General features: G+C 44.2%; 18 protein-coding genes. 2 read left to right on the top strand and 16 right to left on the bottom strand.

Translation table 11 applies throughout. The features are described 5' to 3' along the window. Positions 1-123: 123 nt before the first annotated feature. The 15 genes from IEE83_RS09390 to IEE83_RS09460 all read right to left on the bottom strand — a co-directional run bounded on the left by IEE83_RS09390 (position 124) and on the right by IEE83_RS09460 (position 17368). On the bottom strand, positions 124-504 hold the full coding sequence (locus IEE83_RS09390; RefSeq protein ID WP_194120330.1) for a lysozyme inhibitor LprI family protein: 381 nt from the start codon (positions 502-504) through the stop codon (positions 124-126). Between the two features lie 271 nt (positions 505-775). Beyond that, positions 776-1108 (bottom strand): NAD(P)/FAD-dependent oxidoreductase, encoded by a 333-nt coding sequence (locus tag IEE83_RS09395; RefSeq protein ID WP_194120331.1) that lies wholly within the window; start codon positions 1106-1108, stop codon positions 776-778. A gap of 18 nt (positions 1109-1126) precedes the next feature. After that, a complete protein-coding gene (locus IEE83_RS09400) occupies positions 1127-1531 on the bottom strand; it encodes a response regulator (protein ID WP_194120332.1) in 405 nt (134 codons plus the stop codon). A gap of 7 nt (positions 1532-1538) precedes the next feature. After that, positions 1539-2831, bottom strand: a complete 1293-nt coding sequence (locus IEE83_RS09405) for a TolC family protein (RefSeq protein ID WP_194120333.1) — start codon at positions 2829-2831, stop codon at positions 1539-1541. 236 nt (positions 2832-3067) lie between these two features. Further along, positions 3068-6190 (bottom strand): efflux RND transporter permease subunit, encoded by a 3123-nt coding sequence (locus tag IEE83_RS09410; RefSeq protein ID WP_228101747.1) that lies wholly within the window; start codon positions 6188-6190, stop codon positions 3068-3070. 91 nt (positions 6191-6281) lie between these two features. Next, complete coding sequence (locus tag IEE83_RS09415) at positions 6282-7325, bottom strand: efflux RND transporter periplasmic adaptor subunit (protein WP_194120334.1); 1044 nt, start codon at positions 7323-7325, stop codon at positions 6282-6284. 287 nt (positions 7326-7612) lie between these two features. Next, positions 7613-8503 carry a helix-turn-helix domain-containing protein gene (locus IEE83_RS09420; protein ID WP_194120335.1) on the bottom strand — a complete coding sequence of 297 codons (891 nt, stop codon included), beginning with the start codon at positions 8501-8503 and terminating at the stop codon, positions 7613-7615. Between the two features lie 223 nt (positions 8504-8726). Then, on the bottom strand, positions 8727-9560 hold the full coding sequence (locus IEE83_RS09425) for an SOS response-associated peptidase (RefSeq protein WP_194120336.1): 834 nt from the start codon (positions 9558-9560) through the stop codon (positions 8727-8729). Between the two features lie 2 nt (positions 9561-9562). Beyond that, entirely contained in the window at positions 9563-9814 is a 252-nt protein-coding gene (locus tag IEE83_RS09430; protein ID WP_194120337.1) for a hypothetical protein, read from the bottom strand. 303 nt (positions 9815-10117) lie between these two features. Next, positions 10118-10585, bottom strand: a complete 468-nt coding sequence (locus tag IEE83_RS09435; RefSeq protein WP_194120338.1) for a hypothetical protein — start codon at positions 10583-10585, stop codon at positions 10118-10120. A gap of 384 nt (positions 10586-10969) precedes the next feature. After that, entirely contained in the window at positions 10970-11239 is a 270-nt protein-coding gene (locus tag IEE83_RS09440) for a hypothetical protein (RefSeq protein ID WP_194120339.1), read from the bottom strand. Positions 11240-11346: 107 nt separating this feature from the next. Further along, positions 11347-11823 carry a hypothetical protein gene (locus tag IEE83_RS09445; RefSeq protein ID WP_194120340.1) on the bottom strand — a complete coding sequence of 159 codons (477 nt, stop codon included), beginning with the start codon at positions 11821-11823 and terminating at the stop codon, positions 11347-11349. A 58-nt stretch (positions 11824-11881) separates the two neighbouring features. After that, positions 11882-15109, bottom strand: a complete 3228-nt coding sequence (locus tag IEE83_RS09450) for an error-prone DNA polymerase (protein WP_194120341.1) — start codon at positions 15107-15109, stop codon at positions 11882-11884. Between the two features lie 14 nt (positions 15110-15123). After that, the gene (locus tag IEE83_RS09455; protein ID WP_194120342.1) at positions 15124-16626 is read right to left on the bottom strand and encodes a Y-family DNA polymerase; all 1503 of its coding nucleotides are present in this window, start codon (positions 16624-16626) and stop codon (positions 15124-15126) included. Between the two features lies 1 nt (position 16627). Next, positions 16628-17368 (bottom strand): ImuA family protein, encoded by a 741-nt coding sequence (locus IEE83_RS09460; RefSeq protein WP_194120343.1) that lies wholly within the window; start codon positions 17366-17368, stop codon positions 16628-16630. 71 nt (positions 17369-17439) lie between these two features. Here IEE83_RS09460 and IEE83_RS09465 point away from each other — a divergent pair, with 71 nt between their 5' ends. Next, positions 17440-18252, top strand: a complete 813-nt coding sequence (locus IEE83_RS09465; RefSeq protein ID WP_194120344.1) for an XRE family transcriptional regulator — start codon at positions 17440-17442, stop codon at positions 18250-18252. Between the two features lie 374 nt (positions 18253-18626). Here the strand turns inward: IEE83_RS09465 and IEE83_RS09470 are convergent, their stop codons facing one another. Then, the gene (locus tag IEE83_RS09470; RefSeq protein WP_194120345.1) at positions 18627-18851 is read right to left on the bottom strand and encodes a helix-turn-helix domain-containing protein; all 225 of its coding nucleotides are present in this window, start codon (positions 18849-18851) and stop codon (positions 18627-18629) included. A 549-nt stretch (positions 18852-19400) separates the two neighbouring features. Here IEE83_RS09470 and IEE83_RS09475 point away from each other — a divergent pair. After that, complete coding sequence (locus tag IEE83_RS09475; RefSeq protein WP_194120346.1) at positions 19401-20792, top strand: TlpA family protein disulfide reductase; 1392 nt, start codon at positions 19401-19403, stop codon at positions 20790-20792. Positions 20793-20813 lie beyond the last annotated feature (21 nt).

Genomic DNA, 20813 nt, shown 5'->3' on the forward strand with positions numbered 1-20813 from the left:
CACCCCGCTATGATATGAAAACGGTAGCGTTTCTCACCAGTGCAAAACTTGCAATTGGTTAGCCACTGGTAAAGATTATTCGTTGGAGCAATGTATAGTAACGACGATAAAAATTATTGATAGCTAATTTTTTCTTTTAATGGATCCGGAGCATATGTCACCTTCCTGTATACCTTCCAGCCATACCTTCAGTGTTTTGATTCTTTCATTGGTGAGTTGTGTCTTTAAATTTGAGACGCACATGGCATAAACACTTCCATAGTAACCAGGAGTTTGATTTGGGTACCTGGCTTTTATTTCTGCATCCCGAAATTGAATCCAAAGCCGCTGAGATGCCTTCAAATTCTTTATAAATTCCTTATCGGAGCTGTACTCCCGAAGGATTTTCTGGTACACCGCGTTAATCTCTTTCTCGACTGTTAGATATTGATGGCCGTCATTTTGTGCAAATACGGTATTGAGCGATGTTATGAAAATGATAAAAACACTTAGGAGTTTCTTCATTGCGGTGTAATTTGAAAAAAAAGGAAATCTCAACATAATGGCAACCTTGTTACTTCTTGCCGTTACGACAATACTGTCCATATTATTAGAATAGATTGTAGGAATTCATCAAAGATCAGGCCCGATTTGATTTTCCCTTTCTGTTTTACAAGCTTAATTAACCGGTTCATAGATAGCAATAAGACAGTTCGATAAATTTTGAATTTTCTGCGGATGAGGCTCCATGCTGACAATCTAGGGCTCAGACGGGTTTTTGATGTCCAAAGTAAAATTAGTCCTGGATAAACGGCTCTGATTTATTTGTAAATAGTAAGGATTTACACAGGATCTTTGTCTTTTTATTTGTTGTGATCACGTAATGTTCATTTTTCATGTGAACGATATTTTCAATCCATTCTTCATAAGAAAAACTTGGACGATAAGCCGTGATCTTTTCCATCAGAATCATTGTTAATTGTCCGTGCTGAACGGATGGCGCAGACTCTTTCTGATCGGGATATTCCCCGATCAGATGGCATTGCATATCAAATTGTCCGGCCTCGTAAACGGCAAATAGGGCGACGGGGCCGGATCCGACGATGCACAGATCTGTTTCAATCATCATATATAAGATGTTAATAATTTACCAAAAATTTTTAAAAATCGTCTCTTTAATAGTAAATAGTTCGTGCGCCTTTTCCAGAGTCTTGCCTAGAAGTTTTTCGTCCCACGGCTTTATCAGATAACCGAAAATCTGCGCTTTGTTCATGGGGTCGGTATTGGCATAGTCTGAGACAAGAAGGCGTGAACAAGTCGGGTATTTGCTGAAAGTCAATTCCAGGAAATCGATGCCCTTCATTTGGCAGATATATTCACTGCAAATGATAATTTCAACCCGTTCATATTCCAGTATCTGAAAAGCTTCCTGTATAGAACTGGTTAAAATTATCGTGTAGTCGCGCCGAAAAATGGCACTAAAAGAGATCCTGTTCTGGATTTCGTCGTCCAAATACAAAATAACTGGCCTGGTTTTCGGAATGACGGGCATAAAGCAGCTACTGTTGGTTGTGTCCGATTGCTTTTTGATAGGCCGCTTCGCTTATTTTATATTCAACTTTCGCATCGATTACGTTACTATTGGCCTGTTGCCAGAGCGTCTGTGCTTCTAGAACGTCCTGTCCGGTAACGGTTCCTGAGCTAAAACGATCATTGTTCAAACGTAGATTTTCATTGGCCTGCTGCACAGATACCTGTGAAAGATCTATTCTTTTAGCAGCCTGATTTAAAAGTAGGTAGGCATTCTGGGCTTCAAGAGAAATCATTTCACGCGTTTCCTCCATCTGTACCTGGTTTGCACGTACTTTGAAAGACTGCTCTTTTACCTTACTCGCCTTTTGCCCCCAATCCCAGATCGGGATACTCACGCTGACAAGCCCAAGATAGGAGGAAAGAAGGTTGTTGCCGTTCTCAAAATTCATGTTTGGGCCTATGCTTGCGAATCCGCTGGCAAGTAAGCCTACGGTTGGTTTGAAATCTGCTTTCAAAAGTTTTTCCTGGATTCTCTGTGCTTCGAGTGCCCTTTTCAACAGGCGGATTTCAGAGCGGTTTTCAGCAGCGGTCAGGTAACTATCCGCCGCCAGTATGTTGAAAGTGCCAACAATGGAGTCGGCCAGTGTGATCTCCGTATTGCCCGGCATACCCATTTGCTGGGCGAGATTTAGTTTTGACATAACCAGCCCGTCTTTTGCCTTAACCAGATTAAGTTCAGCCTCGTTAAGCTGAACCTGAACTCTGAGAATGTCATTTTTGTAAATCATCCCCGCGTCAAAAGAGTTGGTAAGCTGCTTCAAAAGTGACTCTAAAAGTGACTTGAATGTTTTGGCAAGTACAATTTTCTCGCTTATGCTTGCAACTTGCCAGTAGGCTTTCTGCACGTTGAAAATGACCTCCGATTCTGCCAGTACTTTTTGCTCCTGATAAATTTCAATTCCCTTATCGGCGGCTTGTTTCCCAAGTTTTATTTTTCCGCCTGCGTAAATTGACTGCTTTACAATGACCGAAGGACTTACGCCATATTCGGGAAGTAGTGAATTAAGAGGTTTTCCAACATAAAAGCCCATCACAGAGCCATCGATCATTGGTTTGTCTGCACCATTGATTCCTTCCCGAACGGCCTTTGCAGCTTCAATATCCCATTGTGCGGATTTGAGTTTTTTGTTATGCGTCCGTGCCAGCTCAAGCGCCTGGGCCAGTGAAATATTTTGCTGCGCTTCGGAGCGCTGCGAAAGTAAAAGCAGGCAAAAAAATCCAGCGCCAAGATGCCTGAGTATTGCAGAGTATTTTCCCATTTGTGAATTTCGATTTGTTTGAGAATTTCGGGTAGGCGGTTTTCCAGTTGAAGTGCGGCGTATAAAATTGTAAGCGGCAGAAAACCGGCCCCCTACAATGATGAATTACACTACACGCTATTTGGGAAACCTTTTTTATGAATGTTGACCAGCAGGAGTTCGGTGAAAGAAAATTATTGTGGCGACAAGCTGCTGCCACAATAATTAAGCAACACTATATTCCAAATTATCAACTTTTAAGCATGTGACGGTTTGTACTGGATCTGTTCATTTGCGGGTGTCGGCATAACAGCATCCGGGACTGGCTTGATGAAACGGTAATAGAGTACCGGAACAACAAAAAGTGTCAGGATCATCGAGACGATCAAACCAAATGCGAGTACACTGCCAAGCGGTCCCCACATGGGTGATTTGCTCACGATCATCGGCACAACACCTACGGCTGCGGCGGCTGATGTCAAAAAAATCGGGCGCATTCTTCTTTTGGCTGCGGCCAGTGCTGCAGCTTTGATAGCATAACCATGATCAAGCACAAGCTCGTCTGCATAATCGACCAAAATAATTCCATTTCGCACTACGATACCGATCAGGCTGATGATCCCCATGAAGGCAGTAAATCCCATCGGATTGCCCGTCACGTAAAGTCCAAGAAAGGCGCCGAGCAAGCTTAAGGGGAAAGTCGCCAGAATGATCATCGTTTTCCCAAAATTTTTGAATTGGAAAAGCAGTGTCAAAAATATCAGAATCAAACTCACACCTAGTGAAATCCCCATTCCGGGAGCACTTTCACCGCTGGATTCCAGCTCTCCGCCATACCCGATCCGGATACCTTCCGGCAGTTCCAGTTTATCTATCTCCGGCATTGCGCGGGCCATGATAGTAGAGGCTTTCACACCCAGCTGCGCCTCAGACTGAATAGTTAATGTGCGTAACCCGTTGCGGTGTGCGAGCGTTCCCGTATGCCATGCAGGAACCAGTTCTGCCACTTCTTTCAATGGTACCTTTCCACCATAAAGTGTGCTGACATAAAGATTATCCAGATCGGTGAAATCCTTCCTGCTGGCATCATCAAGGCGCATAAAAATGTCAACAGGTTTGTCGCCTTCCCATAAAGTTGAAACCGAATAACCTTTCAGGCCGGCGCCCAGCGTTTGAGTGATCGTCTGGTTGGATACGCCCAGGCGCGTGGCAACATCTTCCTTGATTTTGAGTGTTACCCCCATATAATCCTGCTCATAATCACTGCGTACCCAATTGGTTCCTTCCTGTTTTTCCAGAATATTTTTGATCTGTCCGGCGATTTGTTTTTGTTCATTCAGGTTATTTCCGATTACCCTGACTTCGATAGGGGAGCCTGCCTGCATACTCAATTGTTTTACTCTGACATAGCCGTCGGGAACCAGCCCATCGAATTTGTCAAGATATTCCTTCACCATTTCATTTGTCGCCTCAGGACCTATGGTTGTTATGAATATCTGTGCAAAATTTCTTCTGGGTGTTTCAGGTGCGTAGGTCATCTGAAAACGTGGGGAACTGGTACCGATAAAACTGGAAAGTCCGGAAACTCTTTTATCTTCTTTTAAAATATTTTCAACTTTTTTGACGACATTTTCGGTAGCCGGAAGTGAGGTTCCGCTTGGTAGCCAGACTTCTACATTAAACTGATTTCGTTCTGAATTCGGAAAAAATTCCTGTTCAACATTTGCGGCAGTCAGAAACGCAAGAAAAACAGATATAACAGCTGCCGCCATTGTGGCTCTGGGCCAACGGAAACAAAATTCGACTCCTATATTAAAGGCATTTTGCAGATGATCCAAAAGGCTTTTCTTCATAGGACGATCGCTGATCTGGTGTTTCAGCCCTTTTTTGATAAAAACATAACACATGTAAGGAGTTAAAAGCAAAGCGACAAGCATTGAGGCGACCAACGCAACAGCAATTGTCATAGGTAATGCGGCGATAAAGTCTTTTGTGATCCCGTCAAGGAAAAACGCGAGCGGTGCAAAGGCAAATATAATGGCTAGCGTAGCTGTGAAAATCGGAAGCGAAAGCTGTGTTGCTGATTGCCAGGCGGCTGTCCACGGGGTGACGCCTTCGTCAAGTTTTTCAATATAGTTATCAACCACCACGATCGCGTTGTCAACCACCATACCAAGCACGATGATCAGCGCTGCGAGCGTCACCTGATGCAGCTCAATGCCCATGATATTGATAATACCGAAAGTGATCGCGATGGAGATTGGAGCGGCCACCGAAGCAATCGAGGCAACGCGGAACGGAAGCAAAAACATAACTACCATAATAACCGCCATGATCGCGATGCCAAACTCAACCATAAAGTGCGAAATACTGTCTCCAACGACTTTGGGCTGATCCACAATCGTTGTTACTTTAACATCCTCAGGAAACGTAGATTTTACTTCTTTCAATTTTGCCTGAACCACATCGCCAAACTGAACAATGTTATTTCCTGGCTGCATTTCAATACTAAGCATCATCACTTTGTCATCACCCATACGGATATACGACGATACTTCTTCATACTTCCGCTCAATCTGCGCGACATCTTTCAGGCGAATCACCGTTCCATCCGAATTACTGAAAACGATCTGGTTGGCAATATCTGCCTCGGTCCGGTACTGGCTGTTGGCAAAGATGGGGACGTTGCTTGCCGCGATGGTCAGTTCACCGGAATAGCCGGTAACATTTTGCATTTGCAAAGCCCTCGCAAGAACAGTTACATCAAAACCATACTGACGTAATTTGCCGTTGTCAACCTTGATATAGATCTGCTGTTTCTGGCCGCCACTTCTGTTGATTTTTGAAACAGTGGGAATCGTTTTGAGGCCATCTTCAAGATCATCCAAATATTTTTCAATTTCGGCATAACTTCTCTGCGATGAGGACACGGTGATCATCTGAGCCACCACGTCCCCGAAATTACTATTGACAATTGGACCTAAAACGCCTTGTGGAAGCGCTGACCGCATGTTCATGTTTAATCCATGCTGCAATGTGGACCAGAATTTCTTCCGGTCCTTTACACTGGTGTGGAGCTCGACGGTAATGAATACCTGACCATCTTTTGTGGATGACTTGGTTTTTTCTTTCCTGATTTCTTCGAAAGAAAAAAGGTATTGTTCGATTTTGTTTGTTACCTGTTTTTCCATCTGCAGCTCATCTGCACCGGGATAAAATGCCATAACCATCGCAACCGGCATATCAATTTTCGGATCTTCGCTGCGGGGCATATTCAAAAGCGCGTTGGCGCCGAGCAAAACCAGAAGTAAAGTGACGACAATGGTCACCTGCTTGTACTTCATGGCTGCTTCAATAAAGTTCATTTTATGTTTTTGCATCTCGAAAAAGAAATTTAGATTACAAGGATTGCTGCCAGCCCGGAAAGATTCTGAGCGGAAAAACTGGCATATTTTTGATAAAGAGATGACTTTACATCGTCACCGAAGAGCCGTCTTTCAGACGCGTCTGGCCGGCCACAACAACTTTGTCGCCCTGCTTTAAGCCATCTGAGATAATCACATCATTTCCCTGAACGCCACTGGCGGTAATTCTTTTTCTGACAACTTTTTGATTCGATGCCGCTACAAAGACGTAAGTAATATCATCTGCATCCCGGACCACGGCGGTTGAGGGTATGGTGATCGCTTCTACCGATTTTCCTGTGGAAATTTTAGTTTGCGTGATCATGCCGGGAAGCAGCTTTCTGCCGGGGTTTTTCAGTTGCACTTTTACTGAATATGATTTTGTTACCGGGTCTGCCTGAGGATTGATAATTGCAATTTTTCCGGTAAGCTCCTGATTAAGTGTCGATACGAAAACTTTTGCTGTCTGACCTTTCACAACTTTTCCAATTTCACTTTCCGGAACTGTCACCTGCGCATATACCAGATCTGTTTTAATAATTGTAAATGCCGGAACTCCAGGCGCGGCCATAGCGCCTCGCTCAACGGATTTGGCTGTGATAATTCCCGACATGGGCGCGTATAACTTCGTGTCGGAAACACGCTTTACAGACAAGTTTTTATTTGCCTTTGCCTGCGCAAGTTTTGTTTTTATATCAATAAAATCTTTCGCTGGTAAACTTCCTTTTTGGTACAGCCCGTTCAGTCGGTTAAATAAATCTTCCGCTTGTTCAAGACCTGCGTTAGCAATTAAGAGTGCGTTGGCATATTCGGTTTCATCAATTGTGGCTAAAAGTTGGCCTGCATTGACATGCTGACCTTCATTTACCTTAACAGCCTGAACGGTGCCGGGTACTGAAAATCCGATCTGAACCGAATTTTCGGCCTGGATTGTACCCGAAAAGCTAAGCTCCTCGGAATACCCGTGATTTTGAATTTCCAGTATAGATACTTTTACGGCATCTGATTTTATTTTCTTTTCTTCTTTGGCCCCGCAGCCGGATAATAAGGTCAATGTCGCAAGGAGGGAGAGCGGCAGAACAGCCATACCTGCGAAGTAATGTTTTTTCATTTTGTATAAATTATTTACCTTAAAAGTTGTCTGCAAAGGTGAACCGCCAGGCAGGAATTTAAAAGGCTTGAAGATCGGTGAAATTGGTCTGAAAGTCGGATTTTGTCTTTGGGTGGAAAAAGCAGAAAGATAAAAGGCAGAAAATTGAAATTTGAAAATAATGAAATAAGTGTATTGAAGATAACTTATTTCATTTAAGTGATAATAAACAAAGCGACTTCTTGTAGCGGGAATTTTAAAAAAATCTATTTTTTATTTCAACCTGATTGGTCTTAAAGGGAAGTTTTTCAGAGCGATTTTCGATATGCTTTTGGCGATATACCCTGGTGGCGTTTGAAGAATTTTCCAAAAAAAGACTGATCACTAAAATTTAGAAGGTCTGTGACCTGTCCAATACTCAACGAGGGATTATTCAACAGATATTTGGCTTCCAGCATTACCAGATCGTCAATCATTTCGCCGGCATTCTTGCCGGTAATCTCCTTGACAGTTTCCGTTAAGTATTTAGGTGTCAGGCTTAGCATTTCAGCATAAGTGGTCACGGTTCTGTGTTTGGAAATGTGCTTTTGAGCAAGTTGTAAAAACTCCATAACAATGTTTTCTTTCCTTGAAACATAAGCGCTTACCGGCTCAGAATAAATTTTACTTAATCCGGCAACCTCATACAGGAAAGTCTGAAATGAGCTGAACAGTAACTCTTTTCCAAATGGATGTATTTTGGCCGCATGATTTCGGCGTTCAAGATCCTGAATCAGGGTGCGGACCACCTCCGCGGCTTTCTCGTCGAGTTGCCAATAGGGAGAAAGCTGGCTGGAAAAATACTCGAACAGCTCAGGTTTTAGAGTCGAAATCCCGATTTTGTTTAAAAAATCCCCTGTAAAACTAACGAGCGTAACCCTTGCATTCTCGCTGGCGTGCAGGAATTGTTTAAGGTTGTTGGGTGATGCAAAAATAAATCCGTTGGCGGGAATATCGAATTTCTTCAAATCCAGGCTGATAGTCAGGTTACCGGAATTAACCAGGCACATAATAATGTAATCGGACCGAAAATGCTCATTGGTAAAAGCTTCTTTTTTTATCTGATCATTAATTTTAACTGCAAACCCATTGGTTACGTCGTTCACTTCAATTGTAAGGTCTTGCAGGAGCTCTTTATGTTTGTGGATAGTATGTTTCATATTCTTACATCAAGAGCGGACAAATTGCAAACTCTAACAGGAATCGAATTGTTCCGGTTAGCGGATTTTCCTAGGTTGTTTTATTAAATATTGCTGGACTTAACTAATTTATAATCAAATGATAGTGTGGGGCTTCCAAGTGAAAAAATCGCAATTGCGAATATGAGGTCTACCTATTTAACAAAATAGAAATCCTTTTTTTAACTCTAAGTAAGGTTAGCTATTAAAACAATGATGTTTGTGCAGGAGGAGTAGGCTTATGCAAAGCAGCCAGATCCTCATAAATAAACGGCACAGTTGGATCCTCATTTTTAAGAAAATCTTTCTGCACCGTACATGCTTCCATTTGTTCGGCCGGAAACTGATAGGTTGCAAGCTGAGTAATCCTTTCTTCATCCAGATCATCCATAATCCACTCCCAGGCGAGCGCATCGGGAAGGATGGTTGGCATTCTTTCTTTGGAATTATGAATCTTTGCCATCAACTCATTGGCCCTGGTTGTAACAAGGCTTACCGTATCGACTGTTTCCCCAGTGTCCTGATCGGTCCAAACCTGCCAGATCCCTGCAAGATAAAAATAGGAGTGTTCTTTAACACCTATGTAATGCGGATATTTTTCAGGTGTTTTCTTGGGTTCACCGGTGCGTTTATTTAGATGAAAAACGTGGCGCCACTCGTAAAAGCCCGATGATAAAATTAAACATCTTCGCTCAATAGCAGCTTCGCGGTACATTTTACCTGCAAATAAAAGCTCTTCCCCCTTAGCGTTTTGGGTATCGTAGCCATTCTGCCAGCTGCCATCTTTCTTTTTATATCCTTTTCTGAATTTCTGTACCTGATCACGGTTCTTTACATAACCGGGCAATAGGCTCCACTCCATCTGGACAATGTCGAAATTATCACGCGTGTAACGGGGTTTGAGAACTGCAATCTTACCGTAGTCAAAAGCCAGGGTAACAGACTGGTTCAAAAATTCATAGTCCTTGACTGCCTTCTCGATTTGAAGCAGTTGTATATATTCGGCTCTGGTCACTTTCTGACCGTTGTAGTAACACATAATCAGTCCTTTTTAAGATTCAGGAAATGTTCAACAATTTTCGCGCCAATAGGAATGGCTTCCGCTTGCCTGCCTTCCGGAATTGACATCCAGACCTTACGGCCATCAAAAGCTTTGGCCCTGCTGATCATCAAGGGTTTTCTGCCATCAGGAAAATTAAGCTGAAAGACGGTTCTGCCTGCCATATCCATCACTTTGACAGCGACAGTCATGCTTTCAAACTCCACCTCAAAGTCGTCGGCTTGGAATAACATTGAAAATCGTTTTAAGTCAAAGTAACCGAATTATCTGCTTGACCAAAGTTGCGAAAATTGTTTTGAACAGACAATATAACTTATATTTTGTGGGATTTTTGCAAGTGGCAAATGCTAATTTATTCTTTTTGCATTACATGTTAGTAGGTCACTATCACTGTTGTAAATTAATGTCAAAGTCTTTCAGTGCAAACAGCATGGTGATATAATTAAAGTAGTTAGAAATTCTACAAGTGGATGACAATATGGCTAGATCCTTACCCTGTATGAAGCAGGGAGATGTATAATTGCTAAATGGAAGATTCATATAGAATAATCCCGTTTTTCAGGTAAAACATATGTTTTGAATGCATGTTTCCAAGGCACAAAAAGGATTGGTAAGAGGACCCAGGCAAATGCGGCTGTCATTCCTTCGGCGGAAGAACCCTCCAAATTACCTGAAAGCCATAAGGGGTAGGCTACAAGGATTAACCAGATGAGCTTATATACAATTTCCAATAGCAAAATGGGAAGCAGTTTAAGTGGTTGAAGAATGCCTAAAAAAGCCAACAACGAAAAAGAGGCCCACACAGAAAAGGCCATAGCTTTATTTGGTTCCCAGCCGCCTGTATGTGTGAAGATGTAAGTCCAGACATCCTTGCCAAGGACCAAGAACATTAATGTGTATAAAAGCCGTAGGCAATAGATGTTGATTAGGGGTACACCCTGCCAAAGTGCTGAATTGGATTTGAATAATGAGAGAATGCGCTTGATTAATTTACCGATGTCCATGGTGCTAATTGATTTGTTTTTCCTTCAATATAGGAAGCAGCTTGATTAAGGGTGAGTAGAATTTTATGAGAGGATTAAGTCAGGGATGAGTGTTCAATAAAATTTGAGTCTGCCCGTTGCACAGCGCCATTGAAAAGAAGATCTTCTACGTAGTTGCAGCCCATGTTAAGTGAATTGGCAAAATGTTGTGGTTTTCAGATATATATCAATATGATGCAATAGTGATCAAACAACACTGATTAATATGAAGTAACCGCTTCCTTAATGCTTGTTTGGCAACAGGTATCTGTCTGGCTTCCCTGTTTTTTTGGCGGTAGACACAGTAAGTGAAAAACTTTTAAAAATCTTGGCATAAAGAATTTGAAACCTAAACATGCAAATTGCTCAGATAACTTGGGTAGAAGCAAATTTCTCGAAGTAATCTTTGAAAACAGTCATGTCCGCTTCGCATAGCTTGTTCAAAGCTGATTTACTGATAGTCATTTCATATACTTTTTCAGGATAATTATTGGAAGTGAAATGAATCAAAAGGAGCGGATCTTCATCCTGATTCGAAATGTTGTCTCCGTGGGTTTTTATACTTAAAATATTGATTCCAGTAACCTTTAACAGCAACTGCCGGATGCTGGATGATTCAAAACCACTGTCATTCATTATCTAAATTGTTGTTGAGTAATATTTTGATTCTGCAAATTAGTATTTTTTTGAGGTTCATTGAACAACAATTGGCCCATCATAAAATTAATTATTATTTAAGACGTCTATTTAATTAAATCCAGCAAACCAAATTCTTGGATTGATTCTCCAAACTGAATTGATGCCGTTAACTTTCCAAACTTAAAGCTAAGATCAATACTAACATCCTCTATGGCCTGAATCTGGGTGCTTATTTCTAATTTTGAAAGGATGTTTTTCTGGTAATGCTTCAAAATTTTGTCCTGCCAATCAAGGTCTCGGTAAGCATTTAAAAAGAGAAGATATTTAGGGCTTTCAATCAGTGCTAAAATCTTATCCAGCTCAAATTGCAAATCAATCATACGGCCTTCATTTGAATCCAGTTTTTGCTCGTGCTCTCGAGCTGCTTTCTGCTGCTGATAAGGCGTTGCAATAAATCCCTTTTTATTTGGAATCCCTGGCCATTGCAGACGCTGGACTACCAGGAAATTAGTATTTTTTCGGAGCAACTCTTTTATCAGCGGAAGATTTAAAAGCTCAAACGGGTTGTAGGGTACAGACATAAAATGGATTGTGTGTTGTAAGTATAGAATGTCCCGGGTTTTGGTTAGGAAAGCCGTCTTATTTGAAATTTCGGCCCGAAGGGAAAATCTCAGTCTGCACAGGTTTTCTACCTTGGGTTTTTCGGTTCACAGCCTGGGAAGCATATTCGTCTTTCTCATCAGCGCGGGAAAGTGTCTGCACCGGCGGATCTTGCTGGGTCTGGTTCATGTCCCTTAAAAGATGTGACATGTCAAAGCATCTCCTGACGATCACATGCATGACTTCACCTTCTATTTGCAGTTTTCCTTCGACCATCAGAAGCCTTGCCCGAAGAATCTCTTTTCTATAGGTTTCAAAAAGGTTCTGAAAAACGACAAGGTTTGCAAAGCCTGTTTCATCCTCTATGGTGATGAAGCATACGCCTCCTGCTGTGCCTGGCCGCTGCCGCACCAGAACAAGGCCAGCCACCCGGATAATCATGCCGTCCTTGTAATTTGAAAGATTACCGGTCTGAACGGCATGCTGGGATTTGAGCCCGTCCCTTACAAAACTTACCGGGTGCGCTTTTAAAGAAAGTGAAGTCGACGCGTAATCAAGCACCACATGCTCGGAACCGCTCATGTCAGGAAGCTTTACATCGGGTTCGTAGCCGCTGGCTGACTGCTGGCCTCTGAAAAGTCCCATAGGCCTGTCCGCAAGCGCAGAAGCTTCCCACATGGCTTTTCTTCTGTCCATACCCATGGAACGGAATGCGTCTGCCTCCGCCAGTTTTTCAAGCGTAGCCTGCGATACGCCTGCATCTCTGATCTCGTGTATGTTTTTATAAGGAGCTCTCCGGCAGGTAAGGAGTGTCCAGATCTCATCTTCACGAAGGCCTCTGACCTGTCTGAATCCAAGCCGCAGCGCATGGTATTTACCGGATTTTTCTTCCAGTACATTGTCCCAAAAAGAGATGTTTACATCAACGGGCCTGACCTGCACGCCATGCTTACGGGCGTCGATCACGATCTGGGCGGGCTGATAAAAGCCCATGGGCATACTGTTCAATAGCGCGGCGGCAAAAATCTCGGGATAGTAACACTTGATCCAGCTTGATACGTAAACCAAAAGCGCGAAGCTGGCCGCATGGCTTTCAGGAAAACCGTAGCTACCAAAACCTTCAAGCTGTTTGAAAACCCTTCTGGCATATTCTTCCGTGTACCCGTTCTTAACCATGCCTTCCACGAGCTTTTTCTCATACTGCACAACCAGCCCCTTGGCTTTAAAGGTGGCCATACTGCGCCTAAGCCCGTCGGCTTCCGCGGGCGTGAACCCTGCGGCAACGATGGCAATCTTCATCGCCTGCTCCTGAAACAAGGGAACACCTAGTGTTCTTCCCAAAATATCTTCAAGCTCTTTGGAAGGATAAGTAATAGCTTCCTCATTATTTCTTCTGCGAAGATAGGGGTGTACCATATCACCCTGAATGGGCCCCGGACGGACAATCGCAACTTCGATAACCAGATCATAGAAACACTGCGGACGCAGCCTTGGAAGCATCGACTGCTGAGCCCGGCTTTCAATCTGAAATACGCCGATTGTGTCCGCATGGCTGATCATCTCATAGACGGCAGGATCATCCTGCGGAACATTGGCAAGGGTCAGATTCAGATCATAATGTTTTTTGGCCAGATCAAAGGCTTTTCTGATGCAGGTCAGCATGCCCAGTGCAAGCACATCGATTTTAAGAAAACCAAGCGCATCGATATCGTCCTTGTTCCATTCGATGTTGGTACGGTCAGGCATTCTTGCATTGATAATCGGACACAGATCCGTAATATTTCCTTGTGTGATCACAAAGCCGCCCGTATGCTGGCCAAGCTGCCTTGGAAAGCCCATAAACTGTGAGGTCAGATCCAGGACTTTTCTTAGATGCGGATCATCCGGGTTAAAACCGTGTTCGCTGATGCGCTTGCCTTCAAACCACTCATCAGTAAACTCCCAGATCGAGCCCGAAAGCCGGTTGATTGCATCTACTGACATACCCATTGCCTTGGCCACATCACGGATCGCACCTTTCTGGTGCAGTTGGGTGACTGTCGCTACAATCGCCGAACGGTGACGGCCATACTTACTGTAAATATATTGGATAACTTCCTCTCGCCTTTCATGCTCAAAATCCACATCAATATCCGGAGGCTCGTTTCTGGCAGAGGAAATAAAGCGCTCAAACAGAAGATCAAATTTTGTCGGATCGACCGAGGTAATGCCAAGGCAAAAGCATACAGCGGAATTGGCCGCTGATCCGCGCCCCTGACAAAGAATGTTCTGCTCCCTTGCAAACCGGACAATATCATAGACGGTCAGAAAGTAGGCAGCATAGTCCATTTCTTTGATAAATTTCATCTCATGATTAATCGATGAAACGATCTTTTCGGGCAGGACCTCCCCGTAAATTTCTTTTGCGCCCTTCCATGTAAGAAAGAGAAGCTCCTGCATCGGGCTGCGGCCATCACTGGTAATTTCTTCGGGATACTCATATTTTAAAGAATCCAGTGAAAATTGGCAAGCCTCAGCAATCTGGCGTGCGCGCAAGATCGCATCCGGATATTTTCTAAAAAGCCGCTGCATCTCCTGACTGGTTTTCAAGTGACGCTCTGCATTTTGGTGAAGGCGGAAACCCGCATTATAGATCGTACATTTTTCCCGGATACAGGTCATCACATCCTGGAGTTGCCTTCTGAGCGGATGATGATAATAAACATCGTTGGTAGCGGCCATCGGAATCCCAAGCCGGTCAGCTAACTTGCTAAGACGGTACAGGATTTTTGAATCGTCACCCATGTATGAGCGGCTTGCGCCAAGAAAAAGCGAATCCCCAAGCGCTTTTTTATAGCTGCGAAGATTTTTTTCAAAAGATGGGTCAAGATCAAAATACTCATTGAGACGGTCAGGTGGAACGGCGATGAAAAGCATCCCCTCTGCATATGAAAAAACATCCGCCTGATAAAGATCACATTTTCCTTTCTCAGTCCGAAGGTTGCCCAACGACAGAAGGCCCGAAAGTCTTGCGTAAGCATTTTTGTCAGTAGGGTAGGCAAGAAGGCTCGGCCCGTCAATAAGATTTAGCCGGCAGCCAACGATGAGCCTGATTCCTTTAAGCTTCGCAGCCGCATGGGCTCTTACAATACCGGCCAGTGTGTTGTGATCGGTGATGGCAAGCGCCTCGTAACCAAGCTCGAAGGCCTGTTCGACAAGCTCTTCGGGATGCGAGCCGCCGCGAAGAAAGCTGAAATTGGATGTGACCTGAAGTTCAATGTAGCTCATAACGTCTTAATTGATCATGAAAAAAATCCGTGGATAAACCAGTCGGGATTATGCTCACCATAATGACCAGCCCGAAAGATCCAGAACCGGGCGCCATCCTGATCTTCAACACAGTAATAATCTCTATGAAGGCCTTCCTGGATCCACCATTCCTGCTCGATGCGCTCAGGCCCATCCGCTTTTTTAATCTGGTGCACGGTCCCTTTATAGCGGAAAAGCATCGGAGGATAATCCGGAACCGGCGCAGCTACCTGAATCAGCTCCGGAGCTGCAAGAAGGCTAACCGGCCGTGGACGGTCTGTCCGCCAGGCGCAGCTTGGCTGCTCGATCAGTGAAGCCGCCGCTTTTATCGAACGCTCAGGCCAATAGTGCTGCTCTGGCAGATACCTGTGAACGATATCCATTCCGCCACGGCCGGTAAGCCGGTCTAAAAGCTCCGCAATCTCGGTCATATCACCACTGCCGGAAACGCTCCACAGCGTTTTTTGAACAGCATCAAGTTCTTCGGTAACAGGTGCTTCCAAAATAAAAAGCTCAAAACCCAGATCGGGGCGAAGGCTTGCAATTTTAAGCTGAAAGAGCTTAAAAAGATGCTCTAAATGACAGGAAGCACTGCTTGTACCAATCTCGATGGCTTGCTGCGCCCCATCCATTCTAAATCCTTTAAAAACCGCTTTTCGAATTCCCCTGCCCTCGCCGGCAAGTCTGGAGCAAAGGGCTTCCAGAAGTGTTCGTAGCGCTATCTCGATAGCAGGCGCGGTCCGGATCGGTTCCAGGCATGGGAGTCTTTCCTGGTAGGGTTCGATGGGCACGATCGGGACAATATTTTCCTGCATAGCGCCAAGGGCCTGGTCCATGCGGCTTAAAAGCGCTTGTCCAAATCTTCTTCGCAGTACAGAGCGCGGCATATCGATAAAACTTTCGATCTGGTAAAACCCGAGTTTGCTCATGCGTTCAAGTATGGCATCATCCAATCGGAGCGCTGCTGGCGGTAAAGCCGCCAATGCCAGCTTCTGGGTCTGTGGCTCGATCACAGGCGTGATCCTACCGTAGCGGCAGATTGCCCAGGCGGTGCCAATCGTATCTGCGGCAGCAGCTCTGACATTATAACCTGAGCCGCGAAGTCTGTTTGTAATATCTTTCAAATACGCTCTTTCGCTGCCCCAAAGATGCGCGCAGCCGGTGATATCAAGGATAAGTCCGCTGCCGGCTACATCAGTGGCCACCACGGGTGAATAGCGAAGCGCCCACTCGGCCAATCCATTTAAAAGTTTTTCGGCAAGATCAGCACGGTGCTCAAAGACCTGGAGTTCGGGCAGCACGGCACGCGCATCAGCCAGTACCATATCTGTAACTATGCCCTGCTTTTCAGCTTCTGCACTTGCTGCTTTGATGACCATTCTGCCGCGCTCGGGGCAGGCCATCACAAAAGCAGTGTCCTTCTGCGCTGCATGCCGGATTACCCAGCGGTCGGTGATAAGGTGCCGAAACCAGATTGAGACATACCTGTTTGCCATATCATCCTGTTTTTAAAAGGTCCTTACCCGTAGCAACCTGCACTGCTATTGATACGTGCTCAAACAAACCGGCTGTCCACTGTATCTGCCACTGGCCGGTCTGACCATTACGGACTTTCAAAAGCTGGACATCCCAACGGAAAAAACCCATTCCCGGCATATCATCTTCCAGCACGCTGGCGACTGGCGAGATTTTCCACCGGGATGCGCAGGCCGTATTGCCCAGCATTCTTGGGTTGATCCTGTGAAGAAGACCGGTTACCCGGCTGTGCTCGACGGCAAGCTGCAAACGGCGGGAGGCGGTCAGGTCAAGGTCCTTTATTTCTGCGATCACTGCACAGAGCGCCTGGCATTTAAGTGCTTCCTCGGTCATCCAAAGAAGGTCTTTCTCATTTTTTACATCGATGAAAATGACATGGTCCGGATCGATGCCGAAAAACTTAAGTGCCGGCGGATAAAGCGTTCTTTTCTGGCTTATCCATAGCGAAAGACCTCCATCCTGCATCAGTTTTCCAAGCAGCGCAGCCATAAATCCCGTGGTCGCGGCGGCGTGTTGCTGCCCGTCACTAATTAGCTCATGAACAGCACCGGTTGGGAAGACATGGTTAGGAAAACCCTGCTCGGCAGCGCCCAGCCCAAAATTGACTTGTTTACCCTCACTGGGAGGCGTGAATCCCTGCAGGGAAAAAATCTGCTTCTGCAGTTTTTCAAAAATGTCGTTTTTGATGGCTGGTTGTTTCATAAGTTGATTATTTAATTTACATTTGATACGATTTGTATCAAAGTGTTGATTGTAATGATAACAAACTAAAGATGAATAGTCAAAACATTTTTTTTGGAAGCAACATCAAATTCCTCAGGGAAAGGCGCAAAATGAACCAGGAATCGCTGGCCGAAAAGCTGTCTCTGACACGCTCAAAGCTCAACGCCCTGGAAAATGGGCACACGAAAGCACCCCAGCCGGATGATTACCTTCGGTTTTCTGATTTTTTTAAAATCAGTGTGGATAGTCTTTTGCGGGTGAACCTTGCCAAGCTTTCTGAGCTCAAACTTCGGGAGCTCGAAGCGGGTAATGATGTGTATATGACCGGCAGCAATATCAGGGTTCTTGCCATCACGGTCAATGAGCAAAATAAAGAGAATGTGGAGTATGTACCTGTGAAGGCGAAGGCAGGTTATAGAAGCGGATATAGTGATCCTGAGTACCTGTCCAAACTTCCAAGGTTTAGCCTGCCCAATCTTCCCAAGTCAGGAACATTCAGGATGTTTCCGACCGTAGGGGATTCAATGCTTCCGATCCCTGAGAAAAGTGATATTATCGCAGAATATGTTCAGGACTGGAAAAGTCTGAAGCCAGATACGCTTTGTATCGTCATTTTGAAAGGGGAGCAGGATTTTGTTTTTAAGCAGGTAACAGTTGGAAAGGATGGGACACTGATGCTTAGTTCGTTGAACGCAATGTACGAACCCTATATCGTTAAGTCGGAGGATGTAATAGAAATTTGGAAGTACCGTAGCTTTCTTAGTCAATCACTTCCCAGCACAGCAAACGGTCAGGATCAAATGATGAAAATTCTGCTTAACGTGCAGGAGCAGGTTAATAAGATAAATAAAAACGGAAAATAAAGTGGACAGCAAACAGATCCTTATCGGCATAAGAAAATCTTATTTAGATCACGGTCTGTAAGGGGCAGAATTTGATCTATTAGAATGAATCATTTATTGCTACATTTTCTGTGGCTTGACTTGAATACTTTCAATAATATCGTCCAGTGCATGTTCTTGAATGTCAGATTTTGACCCCTCAGACCGAAAGATGGCAGGATCTGTTATGCTTAGAATCTCAGTAAAGCAATAATATTGCATGTACAGATGTGACCGTTCAGGCAAATCAATTGACAAGGTATGCGAGGGGTGAATTTAGATTAGATGATGTTATATCATGATCCTTATGATCAAGTAGCATAGCTTGAGGCTGGGTCAAAACCATAAGCCAACGACTATTCATAGTATTGGAATAATTCTGATGGTGTTATCTCTAAGCCTTCGGCCAAGGAGATGATTGTTGATAGAGCTAAATTAACTTTTCCCTTCGCAATCCTTTGAACCTGCGAAAATTCAAGCCCCGATGCTGCTGATAGCTTTCTTAAACTCAAATTTTTTTCCTCAGCAGCTTTTAAAATGGCCTTAGCAAATTTTAACTGATTCATCTCCTTCTTTTCCATACGGGAAAAGTGAAGTTATTTTGAAAATATTTTGACGTATGATTGTACGTCAAAATAAAAATTATGTTATATTTGTATCGAGTTTACAAAAGTCTCACTTTCTATTTTTTTAAACTTAGTTATAGCGAAACTTCAAAAAGAAATTAGAAGCATTCGTTTAGTGTCCTAATTAGAAAACTGGTAATTTTTGGAACGGGACCAAGTTGAATCGCTCACGACCTAGGCGTGGGTTCGGCTTGTCGTTCCAGGGTTCTACCAGTACCTCTAATGAAACAAGTTGAGTCTCACGCCTTCTTAGGTTCCACCGCCGCACAATTTGAGACTCCGCCGATTTTATTGCCTTTTGTTTCACGCTGCATTGCAGCACAAACCAAATTGCGCCGATGATGTCCATTCTTACTTTGGTGATCTGTCCACCCGATTGAAATCCAGTATTTCATTTTGGCTTAACACTATCCGTCCTTGGCGGTGTTAAAGTCTATCGTTGTCAGGAATTTATCCTGTTAAAACGAATCTAACCTTATTGTTCCTAATTTAATATGCATTGCAATGAACGCTCGTTTTTGCTCTATGGGCAAACTATTGCCTTATCTGATCTATTTTTCAATCTTAATGATTCTTCTTTGGTGCTGGAAACCTGCTGCTGCGCAAACAAGCAGTAACCTGATCGGACCCGTAAAAATAGGGTATAAGGTTCCTGATGTGGCCATTCAACATGTGCTGCGCTATCAAACCGCATCAGCCAAAATATCGGACTTTAAAGGAAAGGTGTTGATCCTTGATTTTTGGGCTACTTGGTGCAAACCCTGCGTGAGCATGATTCCCAGGATGGATTCTTTGGAAAAACGTTTCGCCGGACAGCTCGTGCTGCTTCCTGTAACCTATCAGACTGAAAAGGAAGTAATGGTTTTCCGCGAAAAATATGCCGAGCGGAAGGGACTGCGTATAGATACACCGGAAGTAATACTGGACGAGCAGTTAAGGAAGCTGTTTCCGCATGAGGGTGTACCGCATTACGTGTGGATAGATCCGCAGGGAATTCTAAGGGCTGTGACCGGATGGGAAGAAATCAATGCAGTCAAAATCCAGGCTTTTTTAAATGATCATAACATCAGTATGGCGGTGAAAGCTGATCAAAAGGAGCTGGGTTATGACGGGATGAAAACCCAGCTCCTTGATTTTATAGCGCCACAAAGGGCTGAGAGTTTTGGGAAGATGCGCTATCATTCCTTTAGTACGGCTTATATGGCAGGCCTTCATGGGCTGGTTATTTTAAAGCAGCCCGGCGACAGTGTGGACCGCTGGCGCGTCACCTTTACCAACATCACACCTTTCCATCTTTACTCGATGGCTTATGGGGAGGGCAAACGATTTATTGCCAAACATTCTGTTTCTATCCAGACCAAGGACAGTTTAAAGTTTGTTAGCGGGCTTAAAGGCGCTGCGCTCCGTGATTGGATACCTAAAAACACGCTGTGCTATGAGCTGGTGGTACCCGCCTCGCTTGCAGGCAATGCCTTCAACATTTTTCAGGATGATCTTCGGCAGCTTTTCCCGGCTTACGAAGCGCTGATTGAAACCAAAACCAGAAAGGTGCTCGCTCTGGTGAGAACATCACAGATGGAAAAGTTTAAATCCAAAACAAACGTCTTCTCTGAGCGCTACCAGAATTTTGCCTATCACCTTCGTCATAGCAGCATGGAAGTATTTGTAATGGGATTAGAAAATCATTACATGGCCCGAAGCCCGTGGCCGCTTGTGAATCAGACCGGCTATGAAGGTAAGATCGATCTTGATTTGGAGCTTGATTTCAGCGATATCGATTCGGTAAAAAAAGCACTTGCACCCTATGATCTTACCCTGGAAGAAAAGTTTCTTGACATGCCGGTGCTTGTCATCAAAGACCGGATTATGCAGGCATCTGCCAGCTCAACTTATTAATTTTTCAAACACTCCTTTACC

The sequence above is a fragment of the Dyadobacter subterraneus genome, from assembly GCF_015221875.1.
GTDB lineage: Bacteria > Bacteroidota > Bacteroidia > Cytophagales > Spirosomataceae > Dyadobacter > Dyadobacter subterraneus.

Coding starts and splice junctions, on each gene's coding strand:
- IEE83_RS09390 (WP_194120330.1), bottom strand. CDS start 504: ATGAAGAAACTCCTAAGTGTTTTTATCATTTTCATAACATCGCTCAAT.
- IEE83_RS09395 (WP_194120331.1), bottom strand. CDS start 1,108: ATGATGATTGAAACAGATCTGTGCATCGTCGGATCCGGCCCCGTCGCC.
- IEE83_RS09400 (WP_194120332.1), bottom strand. CDS start 1,531: ATGCCCGTCATTCCGAAAACCAGGCCAGTTATTTTGTATTTGGACGAC.
- IEE83_RS09405 (WP_194120333.1), bottom strand. CDS start 2,831: ATGGGAAAATACTCTGCAATACTCAGGCATCTTGGCGCTGGATTTTTT.
- IEE83_RS09410 (WP_228101747.1), bottom strand. CDS start 6,190: ATGCAAAAACATAAAATGAACTTTATTGAAGCAGCCATGAAGTACAAG.
- IEE83_RS09415 (WP_194120334.1), bottom strand. CDS start 7,325: ATGAAAAAACATTACTTCGCAGGTATGGCTGTTCTGCCGCTCTCCCTC.
- IEE83_RS09420 (WP_194120335.1), bottom strand. CDS start 8,503: ATGAAACATACTATCCACAAACATAAAGAGCTCCTGCAAGACCTTACA.
- IEE83_RS09425 (WP_194120336.1), bottom strand. CDS start 9,560: ATGTGTTACTACAACGGTCAGAAAGTGACCAGAGCCGAATATATACAA.
- IEE83_RS09430 (WP_194120337.1), bottom strand. CDS start 9,814: ATGTTATTCCAAGCCGACGACTTTGAGGTGGAGTTTGAAAGCATGACT.
- IEE83_RS09435 (WP_194120338.1), bottom strand. CDS start 10,585: ATGGACATCGGTAAATTAATCAAGCGCATTCTCTCATTATTCAAATCC.
- IEE83_RS09440 (WP_194120339.1), bottom strand. CDS start 11,239: ATGAATGACAGTGGTTTTGAATCATCCAGCATCCGGCAGTTGCTGTTA.
- IEE83_RS09445 (WP_194120340.1), bottom strand. CDS start 11,823: ATGTCTGTACCCTACAACCCGTTTGAGCTTTTAAATCTTCCGCTGATA.
- IEE83_RS09450 (WP_194120341.1), bottom strand. CDS start 15,109: ATGAGCTACATTGAACTTCAGGTCACATCCAATTTCAGCTTTCTTCGC.
- IEE83_RS09455 (WP_194120342.1), bottom strand. CDS start 16,626: ATGGCAAACAGGTATGTCTCAATCTGGTTTCGGCACCTTATCACCGAC.
- IEE83_RS09460 (WP_194120343.1), bottom strand. CDS start 17,368: ATGAAACAACCAGCCATCAAAAACGACATTTTTGAAAAACTGCAGAAG.
- IEE83_RS09465 (WP_194120344.1), top strand. CDS start 17,440: ATGAATAGTCAAAACATTTTTTTTGGAAGCAACATCAAATTCCTCAGG.
- IEE83_RS09470 (WP_194120345.1), bottom strand. CDS start 18,851: ATGGAAAAGAAGGAGATGAATCAGTTAAAATTTGCTAAGGCCATTTTA.
- IEE83_RS09475 (WP_194120346.1), top strand. CDS start 19,401: ATGAACGCTCGTTTTTGCTCTATGGGCAAACTATTGCCTTATCTGATC.